Source organism: Acinetobacter indicus CIP 110367 (assembly GCF_000488255.1).
GTDB classification, from domain to species: Bacteria; Pseudomonadota; Gammaproteobacteria; order Pseudomonadales; family Moraxellaceae; genus Acinetobacter; species Acinetobacter indicus.
On the sequence record NZ_KI530760.1, the window covers coordinates 32,329 to 49,446 of the forward strand.

14 protein-coding genes are annotated in these 17,118 nt (G+C 45.7%); 8 read left to right on the forward strand and 6 right to left on the reverse strand.

What is annotated here, in order from left to right:
• Positions 1-55: 55 nt before the first annotated feature.
• From yidC to rpmH, 4 genes are read right to left on the reverse strand one after another with little or no spacing between them, the layout of a single operon-like run.
• On the reverse strand, positions 56-1,825 hold the full coding sequence (yidC, locus tag P253_RS15095; protein ID WP_005181113.1) for a membrane protein insertase YidC: 1,770 nt from the start codon (positions 1,823-1,825) through the stop codon (positions 56-58).
• Positions 1,826-1,830: 5 nt separating this feature from the next.
• A complete protein-coding gene (yidD, locus tag P253_RS15100) occupies positions 1,831-2,151 on the reverse strand; it encodes a membrane protein insertion efficiency factor YidD (protein WP_016659769.1) in 321 nt (106 codons plus the stop codon).
• A 9-nt stretch (positions 2,152-2,160) separates the two neighbouring features.
• Entirely contained in the window at positions 2,161-2,553 is a 393-nt protein-coding gene (rnpA, locus tag P253_RS15105; RefSeq protein ID WP_005181120.1) for a ribonuclease P protein component, read from the reverse strand.
• Between the two features lie 28 nt (positions 2,554-2,581).
• Entirely contained in the window at positions 2,582-2,716 is a 135-nt protein-coding gene (rpmH, locus tag P253_RS15110; RefSeq protein WP_000831329.1) for a 50S ribosomal protein L34, read from the reverse strand.
• A gap of 648 nt (positions 2,717-3,364) precedes the next feature.
• Here rpmH and dnaA point away from each other — a divergent pair.
• The 4 genes from dnaA to gyrB all read left to right on the forward strand — a co-directional run bounded on the left by dnaA (position 3,365) and on the right by gyrB (position 9,621).
• Positions 3,365-4,744: a chromosomal replication initiator protein DnaA gene (gene dnaA / locus P253_RS15115; RefSeq protein ID WP_016659768.1), complete on the forward strand. Its 1,380-nt coding sequence runs from the start codon at positions 3,365-3,367 to the stop codon at positions 4,742-4,744.
• A gap of 110 nt (positions 4,745-4,854) precedes the next feature.
• On the forward strand, positions 4,855-6,003 hold the full coding sequence (gene dnaN, locus P253_RS15120; RefSeq protein WP_016659767.1) for a DNA polymerase III subunit beta: 1,149 nt from the start codon (positions 4,855-4,857) through the stop codon (positions 6,001-6,003).
• A gap of 24 nt (positions 6,004-6,027) precedes the next feature.
• The gene (gene recF, locus P253_RS15125) at positions 6,028-7,110 is read left to right on the forward strand and encodes a DNA replication/repair protein RecF (RefSeq protein WP_016659766.1); all 1,083 of its coding nucleotides are present in this window, start codon (positions 6,028-6,030) and stop codon (positions 7,108-7,110) included.
• Between the two features lie 42 nt (positions 7,111-7,152).
• Positions 7,153-9,621: a DNA topoisomerase (ATP-hydrolyzing) subunit B gene (gene gyrB, locus P253_RS15130; protein WP_016659765.1), complete on the forward strand. Its 2,469-nt coding sequence runs from the start codon at positions 7,153-7,155 to the stop codon at positions 9,619-9,621.
• Positions 9,622-9,675: 54 nt separating this feature from the next.
• On the opposite strand, the gene P253_RS15135 is transcribed toward gyrB, so the two are convergent.
• Together P253_RS15135 and P253_RS15140 are read right to left on the reverse strand one after the other, a co-directional pair.
• A complete protein-coding gene (locus P253_RS15135; protein WP_016659764.1) occupies positions 9,676-10,839 on the reverse strand; it encodes a zinc-dependent alcohol dehydrogenase in 1,164 nt (387 codons plus the stop codon).
• 330 nt (positions 10,840-11,169) lie between these two features.
• Positions 11,170-13,107 (reverse strand): ATP-binding cassette domain-containing protein, encoded by a 1,938-nt coding sequence (locus P253_RS15140; RefSeq protein ID WP_016659763.1) that lies wholly within the window; start codon positions 13,105-13,107, stop codon positions 11,170-11,172.
• A gap of 232 nt (positions 13,108-13,339) precedes the next feature.
• Between P253_RS15140 and P253_RS15145 the strand changes: the two genes are divergently transcribed.
• From P253_RS15145 to P253_RS15160, 4 genes are all read left to right on the forward strand, one after another.
• On the forward strand, positions 13,340-14,347 hold the full coding sequence (locus tag P253_RS15145; RefSeq protein WP_016659762.1) for a putative solute-binding protein: 1,008 nt from the start codon (positions 13,340-13,342) through the stop codon (positions 14,345-14,347).
• 257 nt (positions 14,348-14,604) lie between these two features.
• Positions 14,605-15,615, forward strand: a complete 1,011-nt coding sequence (locus P253_RS15150; protein WP_016659761.1) for a putative solute-binding protein — start codon at positions 14,605-14,607, stop codon at positions 15,613-15,615.
• Positions 15,616-15,876: 261 nt separating this feature from the next.
• The gene (locus tag P253_RS15155) at positions 15,877-16,518 is read left to right on the forward strand and encodes a hypothetical protein (protein ID WP_016659758.1); all 642 of its coding nucleotides are present in this window, start codon (positions 15,877-15,879) and stop codon (positions 16,516-16,518) included.
• Positions 16,518-17,117, forward strand: coding sequence for an IS607 family transposase (locus tag P253_RS15160; RefSeq protein ID WP_016659757.1), 600 nt, complete (start codon positions 16,518-16,520; stop codon positions 17,115-17,117). Before P253_RS15155 ends, P253_RS15160 begins: the two co-directional genes overlap by 1 nt.
• Position 17,118: the final 1 nt, after the last annotated feature.

Here is a 17,118-nt window from a genome sequence, read left to right on the forward strand (position 1 = left end):
AAAATCCGCCTAAGAGTATCATCTTAAGCGGATTTATTCAGCTCGTCAGTACAACTTAGTTGACTGGGGTCGCTTCATCACGTTTGGCACGGTCTTTCTCAACAGATTTGTTGATCAGGCCTTGCTGCAAGATGGTGATCAGGTTGTTGACAATCCAGTACAACACCAGACCCGCCGGGAAGAACAGCAAGAACACAGTAAAGATCACTGGCATAATGCGGAAGACTTTAGCCTGCATAGGATCGGTCGGCTGCGGGTTCAGCATTTGCTGGATATACATGGTCGCACCCATGATCAGCGGCAAGATAAACCAAGGGTCCATTGCCGATAAATCCTGAATCCAGAGTAACCATGGCGCATGACGCAGCTCTACAGATTCCATCAGTACCCAGTACAGGGCCAGGAAGATTGGCATTTGCAGTAACAGCGGTAAACAGCCGGCCAGCGGATTGACCTGTTCACGTTTGTACAGGGCCATCATCTCTTGCGAGAAGCGCATCCGGTCTTCACCGAACTCTTCTTTCATGCGCTGCATTTCAGGTGCAATCACACGCATTTTCGCCATAGAACGGTAGCTCTTCGACGATAATGGCCACAGAATCAGCTTCACCAGAATGGTCAACAGAATAATTGCCCAGCCCCAGTTCCCCACTAAGCCGTGGAAGAATTCCAAGCCTACAAATAGCAGTTTGGCAATTGGCCATAACCAGCCATAATCCACAGTCTGATTCAGACCAGTGGCCAGATCTTTCAGCTCTGACTGGATTTTTGGACCGCTATAGAAGGTCGCATCGACTTCTGCCACTGTACCCGCCGGTACATTAATGGTTGGCGAAGTAAAGCCGATAATATTCATATTATCGCCTGATTTACGCGATTCCAGCTTGGCGCTATACGGTTGGCCATCGGCCTGGGTCAGTTTCAGGTTACCCGGCACCCATGCACTCACGAAGTAGTGCTGTACCACCGCAACCCAGCCGCCAGTCGCTTCAACATTCAGTTTTTCTTCAGTGAAGTTGTCGAATTTCAGCTTGTTGTAGTGTTCATCCGGTGTCCCCCAGGCGCCGCCCAGGAAGGTACCCAAAGTGAAAATGCCCTGGTCCGATTTACCCGGATCATCCGAGTTATCACGTTTGATCTGACCAAACATTTGACCTTGCCAGTTCTGGCCACTGCGGTTTACCACTTTGTGGTTGACCACAATCGGATATTCGCCTTGCTTGAAGCTGAAGGTCTTGATAATTTCTACACCGTCAGCAGTTTTGTACACCATTGGTACATTTAACACTTTCACCGCTTCACCGTCCTGATTCTGAACGGCTTTGGCATCTTCCAGGCTATAGCTTAATTTTTCAACTTCATAGCTTGGACGACCATTACGGCTGCTGTCTGGTCCATTCAGACCAATCAGGCCTGACTGAGCGACATAGGTACGTTTGTCATCGCTTTCAAGCATTACAAACGGTGCATCACTGTCTTTATTTTTGTCATGATTGAGTAATTCAACACGAACAATATCACCACCTTTTGGATTGATCCAAAGATGATAAAGGTCAGTTTGTACTGAAATAAGCTGCTGACTTACAGGTGCAGTGGCATCTGTGGTTTGAGTCTGCTGCGCTGAAATATTTGCCTGCGGTACATCAGAAGCTGCTGTAGCGGTTTGGCCATTTGGCAAATCTGCAGACACTTCATGTGAAACCACCGCAGCCTGTTGCTGTGGCTGGGTTTCAGCATTTCCATAATCTTTTTGCCAAGCCAAAATGAGCAAATAAGCGACAACAAACATGGCCCCGAGAATTGCAATCCTGGCCCATTGTTGCATATCTATTACCCCAAGTGGTTAGAGTGATTTTGGTTCAATAAACGTTCACGAAAGGGTACAGCAATGTGACCCGTTTGAGAATCTATTTGCTGAAATGAAATAAAACGAATTGCTTTGGCCGGTACAGGGTCATAACCCGAACCACCCCACGGATGACAACGACAGATACGTCTGGTCGCCAGCCACACACCACGTCCGGACCCATGGATCTGGACTGCTTCCAGGGCATATTGAGAACAGGTTGGAATATAGCGACAACGTGGTCCAAGAAGCGGACTAATCGCAATCTGATAGAAACGAATCAACCAATGCAGTAAACGTACCATTGGTCATCTCTACTGATGTGGGGAGGGAGCTATTTTAGAATGCTTTTTGGCAAGGCGGTGCAATTTCTGCCAAGCAAATTGTAATTGCTGATGTAACTCTGCATTTGGCACTGTTTCAATCCCCATTTTGGGCATCACCACAATATCCAGTACAGCCAATTGCTGTTGATGCAGGCGAAAACTTTCGCGAGCAAGTCGTTTTACTCGATTTCTTTCGTGTGCACGACGCACTTTTTTCTTGGCAACAACAATACCCAAACGGCTGTTCAGCAGTTCGGACGGTTTTGCTAGAAATAAGAAATGGGGTTGATGCACTTTAAAAAGCGCACCATCAAACACATCTTTATAATCGGCAGCACAGCGTATACGAAGCTCTGTGCTGAAGCCATAAAGTGATGTCATAACACCCAAGTCGATGCAGCGTGACTGATTAAACAGTTAAGCTGTGACGACCTTTTGCACGACGGCGAGCTAATACTTGACGACCAGCTTTAGTAGCCATACGAGCACGGAAACCATGAACGCGTTTACGCTTTAATTCAGATGGTTGGAATGTACGTTTCATGTCGAAACTCCAAAAATGATCTTTCTATAAAGGTCCGCGATTTTAGTGCTCATTGCTTGAGCTGTCAATCAAAAACACGGTTTTCCTTTAAATAAGCCTGATTTTTATAAAAGGCCTTAAGTTTCTTCAATAATAGGTAATTGTACATATTTTGGCTTATTCACAAGCTATCCCATTGTTAAAACATAAAAAATAAGTTATAAACAATATTATTCACATAATTATCCACAAGATCATGTGAATAAATTTATTCTCTGCAGGTTTAAATTTATTTTCAGTTTATCCACATCCAAGCACGCTCTAATATATAAATTCAAATTTATAAATTTAAATTTATTCTTATTAGGGTGGCTTTTTTATGTGGAAAAGCAATTTTTAAATTTAAAAAACATAGACTTTGCATGTGGATAACTGTGTTTTTATATTTTTAATACATTGTGGATAACTTTATGCTATATTTCATCCACAGCTTGCGGATAAACTTATCCACACCAGCTTTTAAATTTAAATTTAGATCTTGATGTTTGTTTTTTGGCTAAATTCGCTCAATTTCTCATGACAGATGTGGATAACTTGGTTAGAATGGCGACCCGCTTGCAGCGGACGAATGCGTTTTAAATTTAAAATGGAATGAATAGGGGTTTTCACATGCTTTGGACGGACTGCTTAAATCGCTTGCGACAAGAGCTCTCTGGGAATGTCTTTACGATGTGGATTCGCCCATTAGTTGCAGAAGAATCAGAAGATACTTTACGTTTATATGCACCGAACCCGTATTGGACCCGCTATATTCAGGAACACCATCTTGAGCTGATCACGATTCTGGCCGAACAACTGTCTGAAGGACGGGTACGTAAAGTTGAAATCCTGGTCGATTCCCGTCCGGGCGCCATTTTATCGGCCAGTGAACAGCCGGCGACCACTACCGCTGCTTTAGAGTCAGCACCGGCACCGGTCAGCCGTCCAAAAAAGGACAAAGAAGAGAGTGGCAGCAAAAACAGCCGCAAGCGTCAGTTAAACCCTTTATTTACCTTTTCTTTATTTGTAGAAGGCCGTTCTAACCAGATGGCGGCAGAAACCTGCCGTAAAGTATTGACCCATCTGGGCGCTTCACAACATAACCCGCTATTTTTATATGGCCCGACCGGTCTGGGTAAAACCCACTTGATGCAGGCAGTGGGAAATGCCTTGTTGCAGGCCAAGCCAAATGCCCGGGTCATGTATATGACTGCTGAAAGCTTTGTACATGACTTTGTCAGCTCGCTACAGCAGGGTAAGGTCGAAGAATTCAAGAAAAATTGCCGTTCACTCGATCTGCTCTTGGTTGATGACATTCATTTGCTGGCCGGTAAAGAGGCCAGTCTGGTGGAATTCTTCTATACCTTTAATGCCTTATTGGATGAATCTAAGCAGATTATTCTGACGTCAGACCGTTATCCAAAAGAACTGACCGAACTGGACCCACGTCTGGTATCGCGTTTTTCCTGGGGCCTGTCGGTGGGGGTAGAACCGCCCGATATTGAAACCCGGATTGAAATTCTATTAAAGAAAGCCGAAAGCAGTGGCGTCGATTTACCGCGCAACTGTGCCTTGTTTATTGCCCAGCAGGTGGTCGCCAACGTGCGTGAACTGGAAGGCGCCTTAAATAAGGTGGTCGCGATTTCCCGTTTTAAAGGCACCGTGATTGATCTGGATGTGGTGCGTGAATCTCTAAAAGATGTGCTGGCGATTCGTGCGCGTACCATCAGTACCGAAAATATCCAGCGTGTGGTCAGTGAATATTTCCGTATTCCACTGAAAGAATTGGTCGGGCCAAAACGTACCCGGATTTATGCCCGTCCACGGCAGCTGGCGATGGGGCTGGCCCGTGAACTGACCGGTGACAGTTTCCCCGAAATTGGCATGGCTTTTGGTGGTCGTGACCACAGTACCGTGATGCATGCCTGCGAGAAAGTACAAAGCCTTCGCGAAGAAGATCCAATCTTCAACGAGGACTATAAAAACCTGCAACGCCTGTTGCAAAGTTAGGCCGGTTTGGTCAAATTCTGTTCTTGCAATGCGGCATATTCTGCCGCATAGTACACTGCTAAAAAATTAATTTTTATCTTCATCATCTTCAGTTGTTAGAGGAATGTACCGTGCGTTTAAAAATCGCCAAAGAAAGCTTACTCAATGTTCTATCACATGTTGTAGGAGCGGTTGAACGTCGCCATACGTTAAACATTTTATCTAACGTGAAAGTTCAGGTGACCGAACAGGCGCTGACCATTACCGGTTCCGATCTGGAAGTTGAGCTGGTGGCCAGTACGGTTCTGGCTGAAGGTGCATGTTTACAGGCGGGTGAGACCACAGTGCCGGCACGTAAACTGATGGATATCTGTAAATCTTTGCCGACTGCGGCTTTAATTGACCTGCAGATTACTGAAGATCAGCGCTGTATTTTAAAATCAGGCAACAGCCGTTTCGTGTTGGGCACTTTACCAGCCGAAGATTATCCGTTATTGGCCACTGAAAATACTCAAGGCACACAGGTAGCGGTGACCCAGCGTGAATTAAAACGTTTATTTGAAAAAACCGCCTTTGCCATGGCGGTGCAGGATGTACGTTTCTATTTGACCGGCACCTTGCTGGAAATTGATGAAAACCAGCTGCGCGCTGTGACTACCGATGGCCACCGTTTGGCATTATGTGAAACCGGTGCCTCTTCAAATGCGACGCAGCCAATTCAGGCGATTGTGCCACGTAAAGCCGTGGGTGAATTACAGCGTTTGCTCAGTATTGAAGATGAGCAACTATCCCTGTTAATTGGTCGTGAACTGTTAAATGTAACTATTTCCGTGCCGAGTCGTGACAAAGAGCAGGGTGATATTACCGTGCGTTTCACCACCAAGTTAATTGACGGTAAATTCCCGGATTACCGCCGTGTGATTCCACGTGGTGGCGATAAGGTGGTGATGATTGCACATGACGTGTTCAAGCAGTCGTTACAGCGTGTGGCGATTTTAAGTAATGAAAAATTACGCGGCGTATTCCTGAACTTTAATGCAGATTCACTACAATTACGCGCCAACAACCCGGAGCAGGATGAAGCGATTGAAGACCTGGCCGTGCAATACAACAATGCACCGCTGGAAATGTCGTTCAATGCCCAGTATCTGCTGGATGTATTAGGTGCACTGGATGGTGATGATGTGGCAATGACCATGACCGAAGCCAACCAGTCGGTACTGGTACAGGACCCGGCGCAGCAAGATCAAACCTATGTTGTGATGCCGATGCGTGTCTAAGCTTGTATGTGATCTGACACGATTATGCATATTACGCGTTTAAATATAGAACGTGTTCGAAACTTAAAAGCGGTTGCACTCGTCGGGTTGCAGCCGTTTAATGTCTTTTATGGTGCCAATGGCTCCGGTAAAACCTCGATTCTGGAAGCCATTCATTTACTGGCCACCGGTCGTTCCTTTCGTACCCATATCCCCAAAAACTATATTCAGCATGATGCCCAGGAGGCGATTGTATTTGCCCAATCGCCCACCGAAAAAATTGGCATGCAAAAACTGCTGTCTGGTGAACAGCTGATTAAGGTCAATGGCGATCATATTGCCACCCAGGGACAGCTGGCCAAACTGCTGCCGCTACAACTGATTGATCCGCAAAGTACCGATATTATCGACCACGGCGCCAAACCGCGACGCCAGCTGCTGGACTGGATGATGTTCCACGTGGAACCAGAGTTTTATCATGCCTGGCAATACTATTCGCGGGCCTTAAAACAGCGTAACAGCTTACTAAAAACCCGGCGTCATTTAAGCCTGCCTGAGCTGGAACCGTGGAACCAGATGCTGAGCCAGTATGGTGAAATGCTGCATCTGCAACGCTACAGTATTATCGAGCAGTGGCAGCACTATTTTCAGCAGGATTTACAGCAGTTGTTGCCCGATTTAAATATTCGCCTGGAATACCATCCGGGATTTCATCCGGAACCGGGTTTAATGAGCGATTTGGTCAATCATCATCAGAAAGATGTGGAACGCCGCTATACCGAATATGGACCGCATCGCGCAGATTTACGTTTAAAAACAGCGACGGGCGATGCCGATGTGGTGCTGTCACGCGGACAAAAAAAGTTATTGATCATGGCTTTAAAACTGTCACAGATTGCAATGCTGCATGCGTGCAATAAGGAAACTGTGGTATTATTAGATGATCTGACAGCAGAATTAGATTTAACCGCGCAACGACGTTTAATTGAGCGATTGAGCCAACTTGGTAGTCAAGTTTTTATTACCACCTTAGACCATGAATCAGTGCAGAATCACTTACATGATTTGTCTATTTCCTATCAATTATTCAATGTTGAAAACGGTACTGTTCAAGTTGTTGTGCAATAGTTTTTTATCTTTGGATAGACCAGTTTTTACTAGGGAGAAACCATGAGTTCAGAAGATCAATCTGCCACTCAAACAGAACAAACCAATGAAAAGGCTTATGATTCCTCTAGTATCAAAGTATTACGTGGCCTAGATGCTGTTCGTAAACGCCCGGGCATGTATATCGGTGATACAGATGATGGTACCGGTTTGCACCACATGGTGTTCGAGGTGGTCGATAACGCGATTGACGAAGCGCTTGCCGGCCATTGTGACGAGATTCTAGTCACTATTCATGAAGATGAATCGGTATCTGTGGCCGATAACGGTCGCGGTATTCCAACTGACATTCACCCGGAAGAAGGCGTATCGGCTGCCGAGGTAATTCTGACCATCCTGCACGCCGGCGGTAAGTTCGACGACAACAGTTATAAAGTGTCGGGCGGTCTGCACGGGGTCGGGGTATCAGTGGTAAACGCCCTGTCGAGCAAACTGGAACTGACCATTAAACGTGCTGGTCAGATTCATCAGCAGGAATACCGTCATGGTGATCCGCAATATCCATTAACCGTGGTTGGTGAAACAGAAGAGACCGGAACCATGGTTCGTTTCTGGCCAAGCGCCGAGACTTTCAGCCAGACCATTTTTAATGTTGATATTCTGGCGCGCCGTTTACGTGAGCTGTCGTTCCTGAATGCCGGTGTACGTATTGTCCTGAAAGATGAGCGTATTAACCTGGAACATATCTATGATTATGAAGGTGGTCTGTCCGAGTTCGTGAAATACATTAACGAAGGCAAAAATCATCTGAATGATATTTTCCATTTTACCGTGCAGGCAGAAAATGGCATTGGGGTTGAAGTTGCGTTGCAATGGAATGATTCTTATCAGGAAAATGTGCGCTGCTTTACCAACAATATTCCGCAAAAAGATGGCGGTACCCATTTAGCCGGTTTCCGTGCTGCGTTGACCCGTGGTTTAAACAGCTACATGGAAAACGAAAACCTGCTCAAAAAAGAGAAGGTGGTGGTTTCCGGGGATGACGCACGTGAAGGTTTGACCGCGATTATTTCGGTGAAAGTGCCTGATCCAAAATTCTCTTCACAGACCAAAGAAAAACTGGTGTCGAGTGAAGTGAAACCTGCGGTCGAGCAGGCTATGAATAAATCCTTCTCGGAATATTTACTGGAAAACCCGCAAGCAGCCAAATCAATTGCCGGCAAGATTATTGATGCAGCGCGTGCCCGTGATGCAGCGCGTAAAGCACGTGAAATGACCCGTCGTAAGAGCGCGCTGGATATTGCCGGTTTACCGGGTAAACTGGCCGATTGTCAGGAAAAAGATCCGGCTTTATCTGAACTGTATCTGGTCGAGGGTGACTCTGCGGGTGGTTCAGCCAAGCAAGGCCGTAACCGTAAAATGCAGGCGATTTTACCGCTAAAAGGTAAAATCCTGAACGTGGAACGTGCCCGTTTTGACAAGATGATTTCATCGGCAGAAGTCGGCACCTTAATTACTGCACTGGGCTGCGGAATTGGCCGTGAAGAATATAACCCGGACAAGCTGCGTTATCACAAAATCATTATCATGACCGATGCCGACGTCGATGGTTCGCACATCCGTACCTTGCTGCTGACGTTCTTCTTTCGTCAAATGCCGGAGCTGGTGGAACGTGGTCATATCTATATTGCCCAGCCACCGCTGTACAAGTTGAAAAAAGGTAAGCAGGAACAGTACATTAAAGACAATGAAGCATTGGAAACCTATCTGATTTCCAATGCCATTGATGAACTGGCCCTGCATGTCAGCGCAGATGCACCGGCGATTCGTGGTGAAGCACTGGCTTCAGTGATTGCCGATTATCAGACTTCGCAAAAGAGCCTGAGCCGTTTAACCTTGCGTTATCCAGCCAGCCTGTTAGATGGTTTGCTGGCGCAAGAGGCGTTCAAACTGGATCAGGCGCATGATCTGGATTATGTACAGACTTGGGGTGAGCAGTTATGTGCCTATATCGCGGCCACCCAAAGCAGTTTACGTCCTGAACTCAGCATCGAAACCTTTGACAAAGAAGATGCAGAAGGACAAAAATCTGCGATTTACTGGCCACGTATTACCATTTATGTGCATAACCTGCCACATGCCTATTTGCTGGATGCCGGTTTACTCGGTTCAGGTGAGTACGCACGTTTGCTGAAGAACTCGAAGAGCTGGTTTAGCCTGATTGAAGAAGGCGCGTACTTGCAAAAAGGCGAGCGCAAGATTCAGGTCAACAGCTTCCATCAGGTCTGGCAGCATATTCTGCAGGACTCACGCCGCGGCATGATGATCCAGCGTTATAAAGGTCTGGGTGAAATGAATGCCGAGCAGCTTTGGGAAACCACCATGGACCCGGAAAACCGTCATATGCTGCAGGTGACCATTGAAGATGCGATTGAAGCAGACCGGATGTTCTCGTGTTTAATGGGCGATGATGTGGAACCACGTCGTGCCTTTATTGAAGAAAATGCCCTGAATGCCGATATTGATGCCTAAGCGGCATGATTCAAAAAAAGCGCCTAGAAGGCGCTTTTTATTTTTTTAGTACATTTACGGTGTCAGAATGACTTTACGACAGTCTTCTTCCTTCTTATCAAAAATACGGTAACCTTCCGCAGCATCTTCCAGTTTCATGCGATGGGTAATAATCACATCTGGAGACAGATCTCCATTTTCAATATGTTCGAGCAACTGCGGCAAGTATTTATGCACATGGGTTTGTCCCATTTTAAAAGTCAAACCTTTGTCAAAGGCATCACCAAACAGGAAGCCATGAATTGGACCGGCATAAACCCCCGGTACACTCACCACACCGCCGCGTCGGACTGCTGCAATACATTGTCTGAGCGCTGAACCACTCGAACCTTCTAATTTCAGGTTGGTCATTACGGTTTCCAGAACACTACCTTTGGCTTCGAAACCAACGGCATCAATAACCGCGTCAACACCACGATAACCTGCTGTATTTTGAATAATAAATTCAGCTGCATCGACTTCATCAAAGTTGACCGGAATGACCCCATAGGTTTGATGAGCAAATCGCAAGCGATAAGGGTGATGGTCTACCATGAAGATCTGTTCGGCACCGAGCATCCGTGCACAAGCTGCAGATAACAGACCGACTGGACCAGCACCATAAATTGCCACTGTAGAACCACGGGTGACTTGAGCATTGGTTACTGCCTGCCAGGCTGTTGGCAGAATATCGGTCAGGAATAATACTTTTTCATCAGGCAAGGAGCCGGGAACCTTAAACGGTCCGACATTCCCTTTGGGAATCCGCACATATTCAGCCTGACCACCCGGAACACCACCATACAGGTGGCTAAAGCCAAACAAGGCCGCTCCTGGTGGAATCTGTTTTTTATTGAGAATTGCACCACGACCCGTATTGGTATTTTCACAGGCAGCCATGAGTTCATGTTCACAGAAAAAACAGTGACCGCATGCAATGACAAAGGGAATGATCACCCGGTCACCTTTTTTGACTTCTGTCACTGCAGGGCCGACTTCTTCTACAACTCCCATAAATTCATGGCCGAAAATATCACCGTCTTCAGTGGCCGGGATTTTACCCCGGTATAGATGTAGATCTGAGCCACAGATAGCGGTGGCTGTCACCCTTAAAATAACGTCATCTGGTTCCTGAATCACTGGATCTGGAACAAATTCAACTCGTACATCCCGAGCACCATGATAGGTAAGAGCACGCATGCGGATTTCCTCTCTAGTTCAACATAAATAGTCTCAAATAAGGCTGCTGATTATTAAAAAGCCTTTTTATTAGAGCCTTATAACCTGACCTAAAGCTGTAAATTAATGTATGAAATAAGGAAGCCGAGTGTTTAAACAATAAACTTATATAGTACTTGCGTAATTCACTACAAAATATGTCAAAAATCGAGTAAATGATTAACAAAGCTGAGAAGTGTAGGAAAATAGGTAAGAGAAAAGATTTACTAATAGCAGAGAAAATATAAACCCATAAAAAAAGGATCAGTAACTGTAGTTACTGATCCTTGAAGCTTTAAATGAATATTAAAATTAACTTTCCTGGAAAGACTGTTCCAGTTCTTCTAATTCCATCATCAGTTCCAGCATGGTTTCTTCGGCCAGTTCCAGCGTGGCTTTTAAGCTGGTTTGCTCATTCATCAGCTTGAGCAAATCTTCTTTACGCGAAGCTTCATACAGGCTGCTGTCAGCCAGCTGTTCTTCAATACTGGCCAGACGGGGCTGGATTTTTTCAATCTGGCTTTCACATTGTTCAATTTTTTTCCGCAGCGGACGGGTTTCTTCACGGCGCTGCGCCGCCAGTTTGCGTTGTGCTTCTTTATCGATTTTGGCAGGTGCGGCAGTCTTGTTGGTACTGGCGCTGGCCTGTGCCAAGGCGGTTTGGGCATTGATCTGCTGCTGGCGGGCCTCACGTAACCATTTGGCATAATCCTGCAAATCACCGGAAAATTCAGTACAGCGTCCGGCATGCACCAACAGCAGGTCATCACAGACACTGGCGATTAGCTGACGTTCGTGCGATACCAGTACCACTGCGCCTTCAAAATCCTGTAAGGCCATGCTTAGGGCATGACGCATGTCTAAATCCAGATGGTTGGTCGGTTCATCCAAAATCAGTACATTCGGGCGCTGCCAGACAATCAGCGCCAAGGCCAGACGGGCACGTTCACCACCGGAGAAGCTTTCGCACGGCGTATCCATGCGTTCACCGCTAAAACCGAAACTGCCGAGAAACGAACGTAGGGTGGCTTCACTGATCTGTTTGTCGGCCAGACGTGACAATTGCAGCATCGGGCTGGCCTGCGCATCCAGTGCATCCATCTGATGCTGGGCAAAGTAACCAATATTCAGCAGTTCAGAGGCTTTGCGCTGGCCATTTAAAAGCGCTAAATCACCAACCAGTGATTTAATTAGAGTAGATTTACCGGCGCCGTTCATGCCCAGCAGGCCAATACGCGAGCTTGGGGTAATCTGCAGACTGATTTTGCTGGCAATACTTTTGCCCGGATAGCCAATTTCTGCCTGATCCAGAGTCAGTAAGGGTGAACTCATTTTGGTGGGTTCACGGAAACTGAAGGTAAACGGGGTATCGACATGCGCCGGTGCCAGCAACTGCATTTTTTCCAGCTGTTTAATCCGGCTTTGCGCCTGACGCGCCTTGGTAGCTTTGGCTTTAAAACGGTCAATAAATTTTTGCAGATGTGCGCGGGCTTCAACCTGCTTTTCAAAGGCCTGTTGCTGCTGGGCCAGACGTTCGCTGCGGGTCACTTCAAAGGTCGAGTAATTGCCGGTATATAAGGTCAGTTCCTGATTTTCAATATGCAGGATATGATCGGTCACTGCATCGAGAAAATCGCGGTCATGTGAAATCAGGATTAAAGTGCCTTCATAGGCATTGAGCCAGTCTTCAAGCCATAAAATGGCATCTAAATCCAAGTGGTTGGTTGGCTCATCCAGAAGCAGTAAATCGGAGCGGCTCATCAGGGTGCGCGCCAGATTTAAACGCATCCGCCATCCACCAGAAAAACTGGAAACATCCAGACGTAGCTGATGTTCCATAAAACCTAAACCAGCCATCAGCTGGGCGGCTTTAGATGGGGCAGAATAGCCATGAATTTCATCAAAACGGCCATGTAATTGTGCCAGTTCGCTGTCACTGAGCTGTTCAGGTTGTGCCAGCTGTTTCTGAATCTGCCAGTATTCTTCATCGCCCGATAACACAAAATCCAGCGCCGGCATATCCAGGGCTTTGACTTCCTGGGCCATGTGCGCAACGGTCCAGCCCGACGGACGGGTCAGGCTGCCTTCATCTGCCCCCAGTTCTCCCAATAAGGCGGCAAATAAGGTCGATTTGCCGGCGCCATTGACTCCGGTGAGGCCAACTTTCCAACCCGGATGGATCTGCATGGACGCTTTTTGAAATAAGACACGACCACCACGGCGTAAAGAGACTTGGTCAAATTGAATCATTGGACTCACTAAACTCAGGAACAGAATGCGCCTATTCTAAAGGATGCGCTCTGGAAAACAAAAAGCTGGCGCAGTTTATTTCAGGCGCTACAGCAACACATCGCAAAAAATAATGAAAAAGCGGGCGCCGTGTCATCTATCGGAAAGCGGCTATGCAGGGTTTTTTTATAAAACCAAGCCCGATATATTAAAATTTCTGATAAAAAACAAAAACAAATGTACGGTGACAAAAATGAAAAACGGAGTTTTGTTGTTGTCGACACTGGCCTTGTGTGGCGTCAGTGGCCTGGCTCAGGCCAATCCGCAGGTCTGTGTTTTTGATCTGTTGGGACGGGCCGGAGAATCCTATAAATTGCTGGAAGAATGGGCCTTGGCCAGCAAGCGCTGGGGCAGCAATGTCAGTCTGAAAGCCTATCAGGATGAAGCCCAGGTCGAGCGCGATTTTAAGGCGGGCAAGTGTGATGGTGCCTATATGACCTCAATGCGGGCGCGGCAATACAATAAATTTGCCGGTTCGATTGATGCACTGGGCGGTGTGCCAAGTAATAGCATTGCCCAGAAAGCCATTAGTTATGTGCTGGACCGGCGCAATAACCGCCGTCTGGTGACCCGGATTGGCCAGGAAACCTTTGAAGTGGCTGGCATCGGCCAGATTGGCTCGGCCTATATTTTTGTTAAAGATCGGGCCATGAACTCGGTTGAGCACATTAAAAACCGGAAATTTGCGATTCTGCATTATGATCCGGCACAAAAAATGATGGTGGAGCGGGTCGGTGGTATTGCAGTCGATTCCGATATTTCCAATTTTGTACGCAAGTTTAATCAGGGCGAGGTTGATATTGTGGCCGCACCGGCCTATGCCTTTAAACCGCTGGAAATTGGAAAAGGTTTGGGCACACGCGGTGCCATGATTGATTTTCCGGTGGTCAATGTCACGGCGGACCTGATTATCCGGCCAGAAAAATTCGCAGATGGTTTTGCAGTGCAGTCCCGGCGCTGGTTTGTCCAGCAGATTCCGAAAAACTTTGCCATGGTGAAACGTCTGGAAGCGGAAATTCCAAATAAATACCGCACCCGACTCAGCAAGGAAGATCAGGACAAATACCAGAAACTGCTACGTGATGGCCGCATCGAACTGACCGAAAAAGGCATTTATGATGGCTCAATGATGCGGGTCCTGAAACGGGCACGTTGCACGGTAGAACGTACCAATTTTGAATGTTCACTTGGTGGCGAATAGAGAAAATGGTTATAAGTTTGTAAAAAAGTGGCCGTGATGTGTAAATTTTCGCCGCGCTACCTGAAATTTTTAAGCCATTGAAAATGCTGCTGATCTCTGCAATTTGTGGGTTTGAGATCAGCAGCTGTATAAATTGAATTGGTCACGATTTAAAAATATTTGGAGTAAAAGCTCTATTTTTTTAAAAACAAGTTGCTTAATATTCAGCAAGTGTATGGACACTCTTGATGAAAGACGATTCTGTAAGGACAAATACAATGAAAAAAACAATTCTCGCGCTTTCTGCGCTGGCTACTTTGGGTATGGCCAGCAATGCTCAGGCAGCCAAGGTCGATGTATGTATCTTCGATTTACTCGGCAAATCTGGTGAATCTTATCAAATGGCCCAGGAATGGGCGCTGGCCGCGAAAGGCTGGGGCGCAGACATCAACCTGATTCCCCGTCAGGATGAAGCCGTGGCCGATAACGACTTTAAAGCCGGCAAATGTGATGCGGTTTTCCTGACTGCGATGCGTGCCCGTCAGTACAATAAATTTGCCGGTTCGATTGATGCACTGGGTGGTGTGCCCAGCAATGCCATTGCCCAACGTGCGATTACTTTTGCCCTGGACAAACGTAATGCCGGCAAAATGGTCACCAATCTGGGGGGTAAAAAATATGAAGTGGCGGGAATTGCACCTTTAGGTTCGGCCTTTATTTTCGTCCGTGACAAGAATATTGATTCGATTGAAAAAGCTGCCGGCAAGAAATTTGCGGTACTGGGCTATGATGATGCACAAAAAATTATGGTGCAACGTGTCGGTGCTCAGGCGGTAATCTCCGATGTGTCTAACTTTGTGGCGAAATTTAATAATGGCCAGGTCGATATGGTTGGTGCGCCAGCCTATGCCTATAAGCCGCTGGAAATCTATAAAGGCTTGGGCAGCAAAGGCGCCATGTTTAATTTCCCGGTACTGCATGTCACGGCTGATTTAGTAATTAGTCCGGAGAAATTCCCGGCTGGTTTTGGCCAGAAATCGCGTGACTGGTTCTCGAAAAACCTGCCAAAAAGTTTGGGCATGATTAAACGTCTGGAAGCAGGCATTCCGGCCAAATACAAAATGAACCTGAGCGCGGAAGAGAAAACCAAATACCAGAAGTTATTACGTGAGGGGCGGATGGATATGACCAAGCGCGGTATTTATGATGCATCGATGATGAGCGTACTCAAACGTGCCCGCTGTTCTGTCGATAAAGCCAACTTCGAGTGTTCACTGGGCGGTGAATAAGCTTCATTTTTAAGGAAAAACAACCCGGCATTTGTGCCGGATTGTTGCGTCTGGAACCTTGTCACTTGGGCCATTGCAGTTCAGGTCAAATCACGTAAGCTAATTAAAAACAATAGTTTCATCTTTGCCCAAGCCTAAAAAAATAGAGATGAGTTGTATCATCCAAGGCATACAGACAGGAGTGAATTATACCAAATAATTATATTGACAAATATAGTCAAACATATACAATTTAGGTATTAAATTTTAAAAAAACTTGCAATGAAATACTTGACTGAAAGCTTAAAGAAAGTAGAGCAAGACCTTGCTTATTTTGTATCCCCTGAAAATAAAGATGGGTTTATTAAGGAATTTGCATCATGGGTCTATGGTGAGTGGTCAAAGAATGATTTCTATGAAACCGATATTGTAGATTTAGGCTATGATTGTTCTTCGTACCCTGAAAAAACAAATCAATCACTCTCCGATAAATGCCCCACCTATGCTGATTTTATTAATGCAAATACAGGCTTTTCTGAATGTACTCACGTTTCAGGACAAGGTATGCGCTGTCAAGAATATGAGGAAAAATTATTAGAGATTTTTGGTGATGCTTGCGCTAAAAAACTAGATGATTTAGTAGAGCTATATCAACTAGAAGTGCCTGAAAAATACAAAAAATTTGCAGAAAATATTAGTGAACTAATTTTCCTTGAGGTTGTTGATCATCATGAGGATTTAGAACTTTATGAGGTTTGTGACGATATTTTATTAAAATATAATCAGCTAGGAGTCGCATCATCCCCTTATACATGCCCTATCTGTGGATGGGATGAAGACAATGATCTAGCCATATATTGTGATGAATCCATATTTAAAGACTATACACTTGAGGATTTCAAGAAGTTAGCGGAGATTGATTAATGTATTCTCCTGCTAAATTCGGTGAAATGATTGGGAAGTCGGTTAAAACTCTACAAAGATGGGATGCCGAAGGTATTTTGGTTGCATGTCGAAATCCTAAAAATCGCAGATACTACACGCACGATCAATACCTTGAATATATCGGTATAAAAGCAACGGAAGCTAAATCATCAGTAATTGTTTATTCAAGGGTATCTAGTGTTGCTCAAAAGCCCGATTTAGCTAATCAGGTGTCAGCTTTAGAAACTTTTTGTACTGTAAATGGCTATGCTGTTGATGATTGGGTGTCAGAGGTTGGAAGTGGTTTGAATTATAAAAGAAAGAAATTCAATCAGCTTTTTCTTGATATTGAAATGGGTAAAGTTTCAATGCTTGTCATCGCTCACAAAGACCGTTTGGTGCGTTTTGGTTTTGAGTGGTTTGAATCTTTTGCTGAAAGACATGGTTGTAAAGTTATTATTATGAATCAAGAATCTCTTTCCCCAACGGAAGAAGTAACACAAGACTTGTTAGCGATTATTCATTGTTTTTCCTCTCGACTTTACGGATTAAGAAAATACAAAGAAAAAGTTAAAGAATTAGTGAACATCAAGGAATAAC

Coding starts and splice junctions, on each gene's coding strand:
- yidC (WP_005181113.1), bottom strand. CDS start 1,825: ATGCAACAATGGGCCAGGATTGCAATTCTCGGGGCCATGTTTGTTGTC.
- yidD (WP_016659769.1), bottom strand. CDS start 2,151: ATGGTACGTTTACTGCATTGGTTGATTCGTTTCTATCAGATTGCGATT.
- rnpA (WP_005181120.1), bottom strand. CDS start 2,553: ATGACATCACTTTATGGCTTCAGCACAGAGCTTCGTATACGCTGTGCT.
- rpmH (WP_000831329.1), bottom strand. CDS start 2,716: ATGAAACGTACATTCCAACCATCTGAATTAAAGCGTAAACGCGTTCAT.
- dnaA (WP_016659768.1), top strand. CDS start 3,365: ATGCTTTGGACGGACTGCTTAAATCGCTTGCGACAAGAGCTCTCTGGG.
- recF (WP_016659766.1), top strand. CDS start 6,028: ATGCATATTACGCGTTTAAATATAGAACGTGTTCGAAACTTAAAAGCG.
- gyrB (WP_016659765.1), top strand. CDS start 7,153: ATGAGTTCAGAAGATCAATCTGCCACTCAAACAGAACAAACCAATGAA.
- P253_RS15135 (WP_016659764.1), bottom strand. CDS start 10,839: ATGCGTGCTCTTACCTATCATGGTGCTCGGGATGTACGAGTTGAATTT.
- P253_RS15140 (WP_016659763.1), bottom strand. CDS start 13,107: ATGATTCAATTTGACCAAGTCTCTTTACGCCGTGGTGGTCGTGTCTTA.
- P253_RS15145 (WP_016659762.1), top strand. CDS start 13,340: ATGAAAAACGGAGTTTTGTTGTTGTCGACACTGGCCTTGTGTGGCGTC.
- P253_RS15150 (WP_016659761.1), top strand. CDS start 14,605: ATGAAAAAAACAATTCTCGCGCTTTCTGCGCTGGCTACTTTGGGTATG.
- P253_RS15155 (WP_016659758.1), top strand. CDS start 15,877: ATGAAATACTTGACTGAAAGCTTAAAGAAAGTAGAGCAAGACCTTGCT.
- P253_RS15160 (WP_016659757.1), top strand. CDS start 16,518: ATGTATTCTCCTGCTAAATTCGGTGAAATGATTGGGAAGTCGGTTAAA.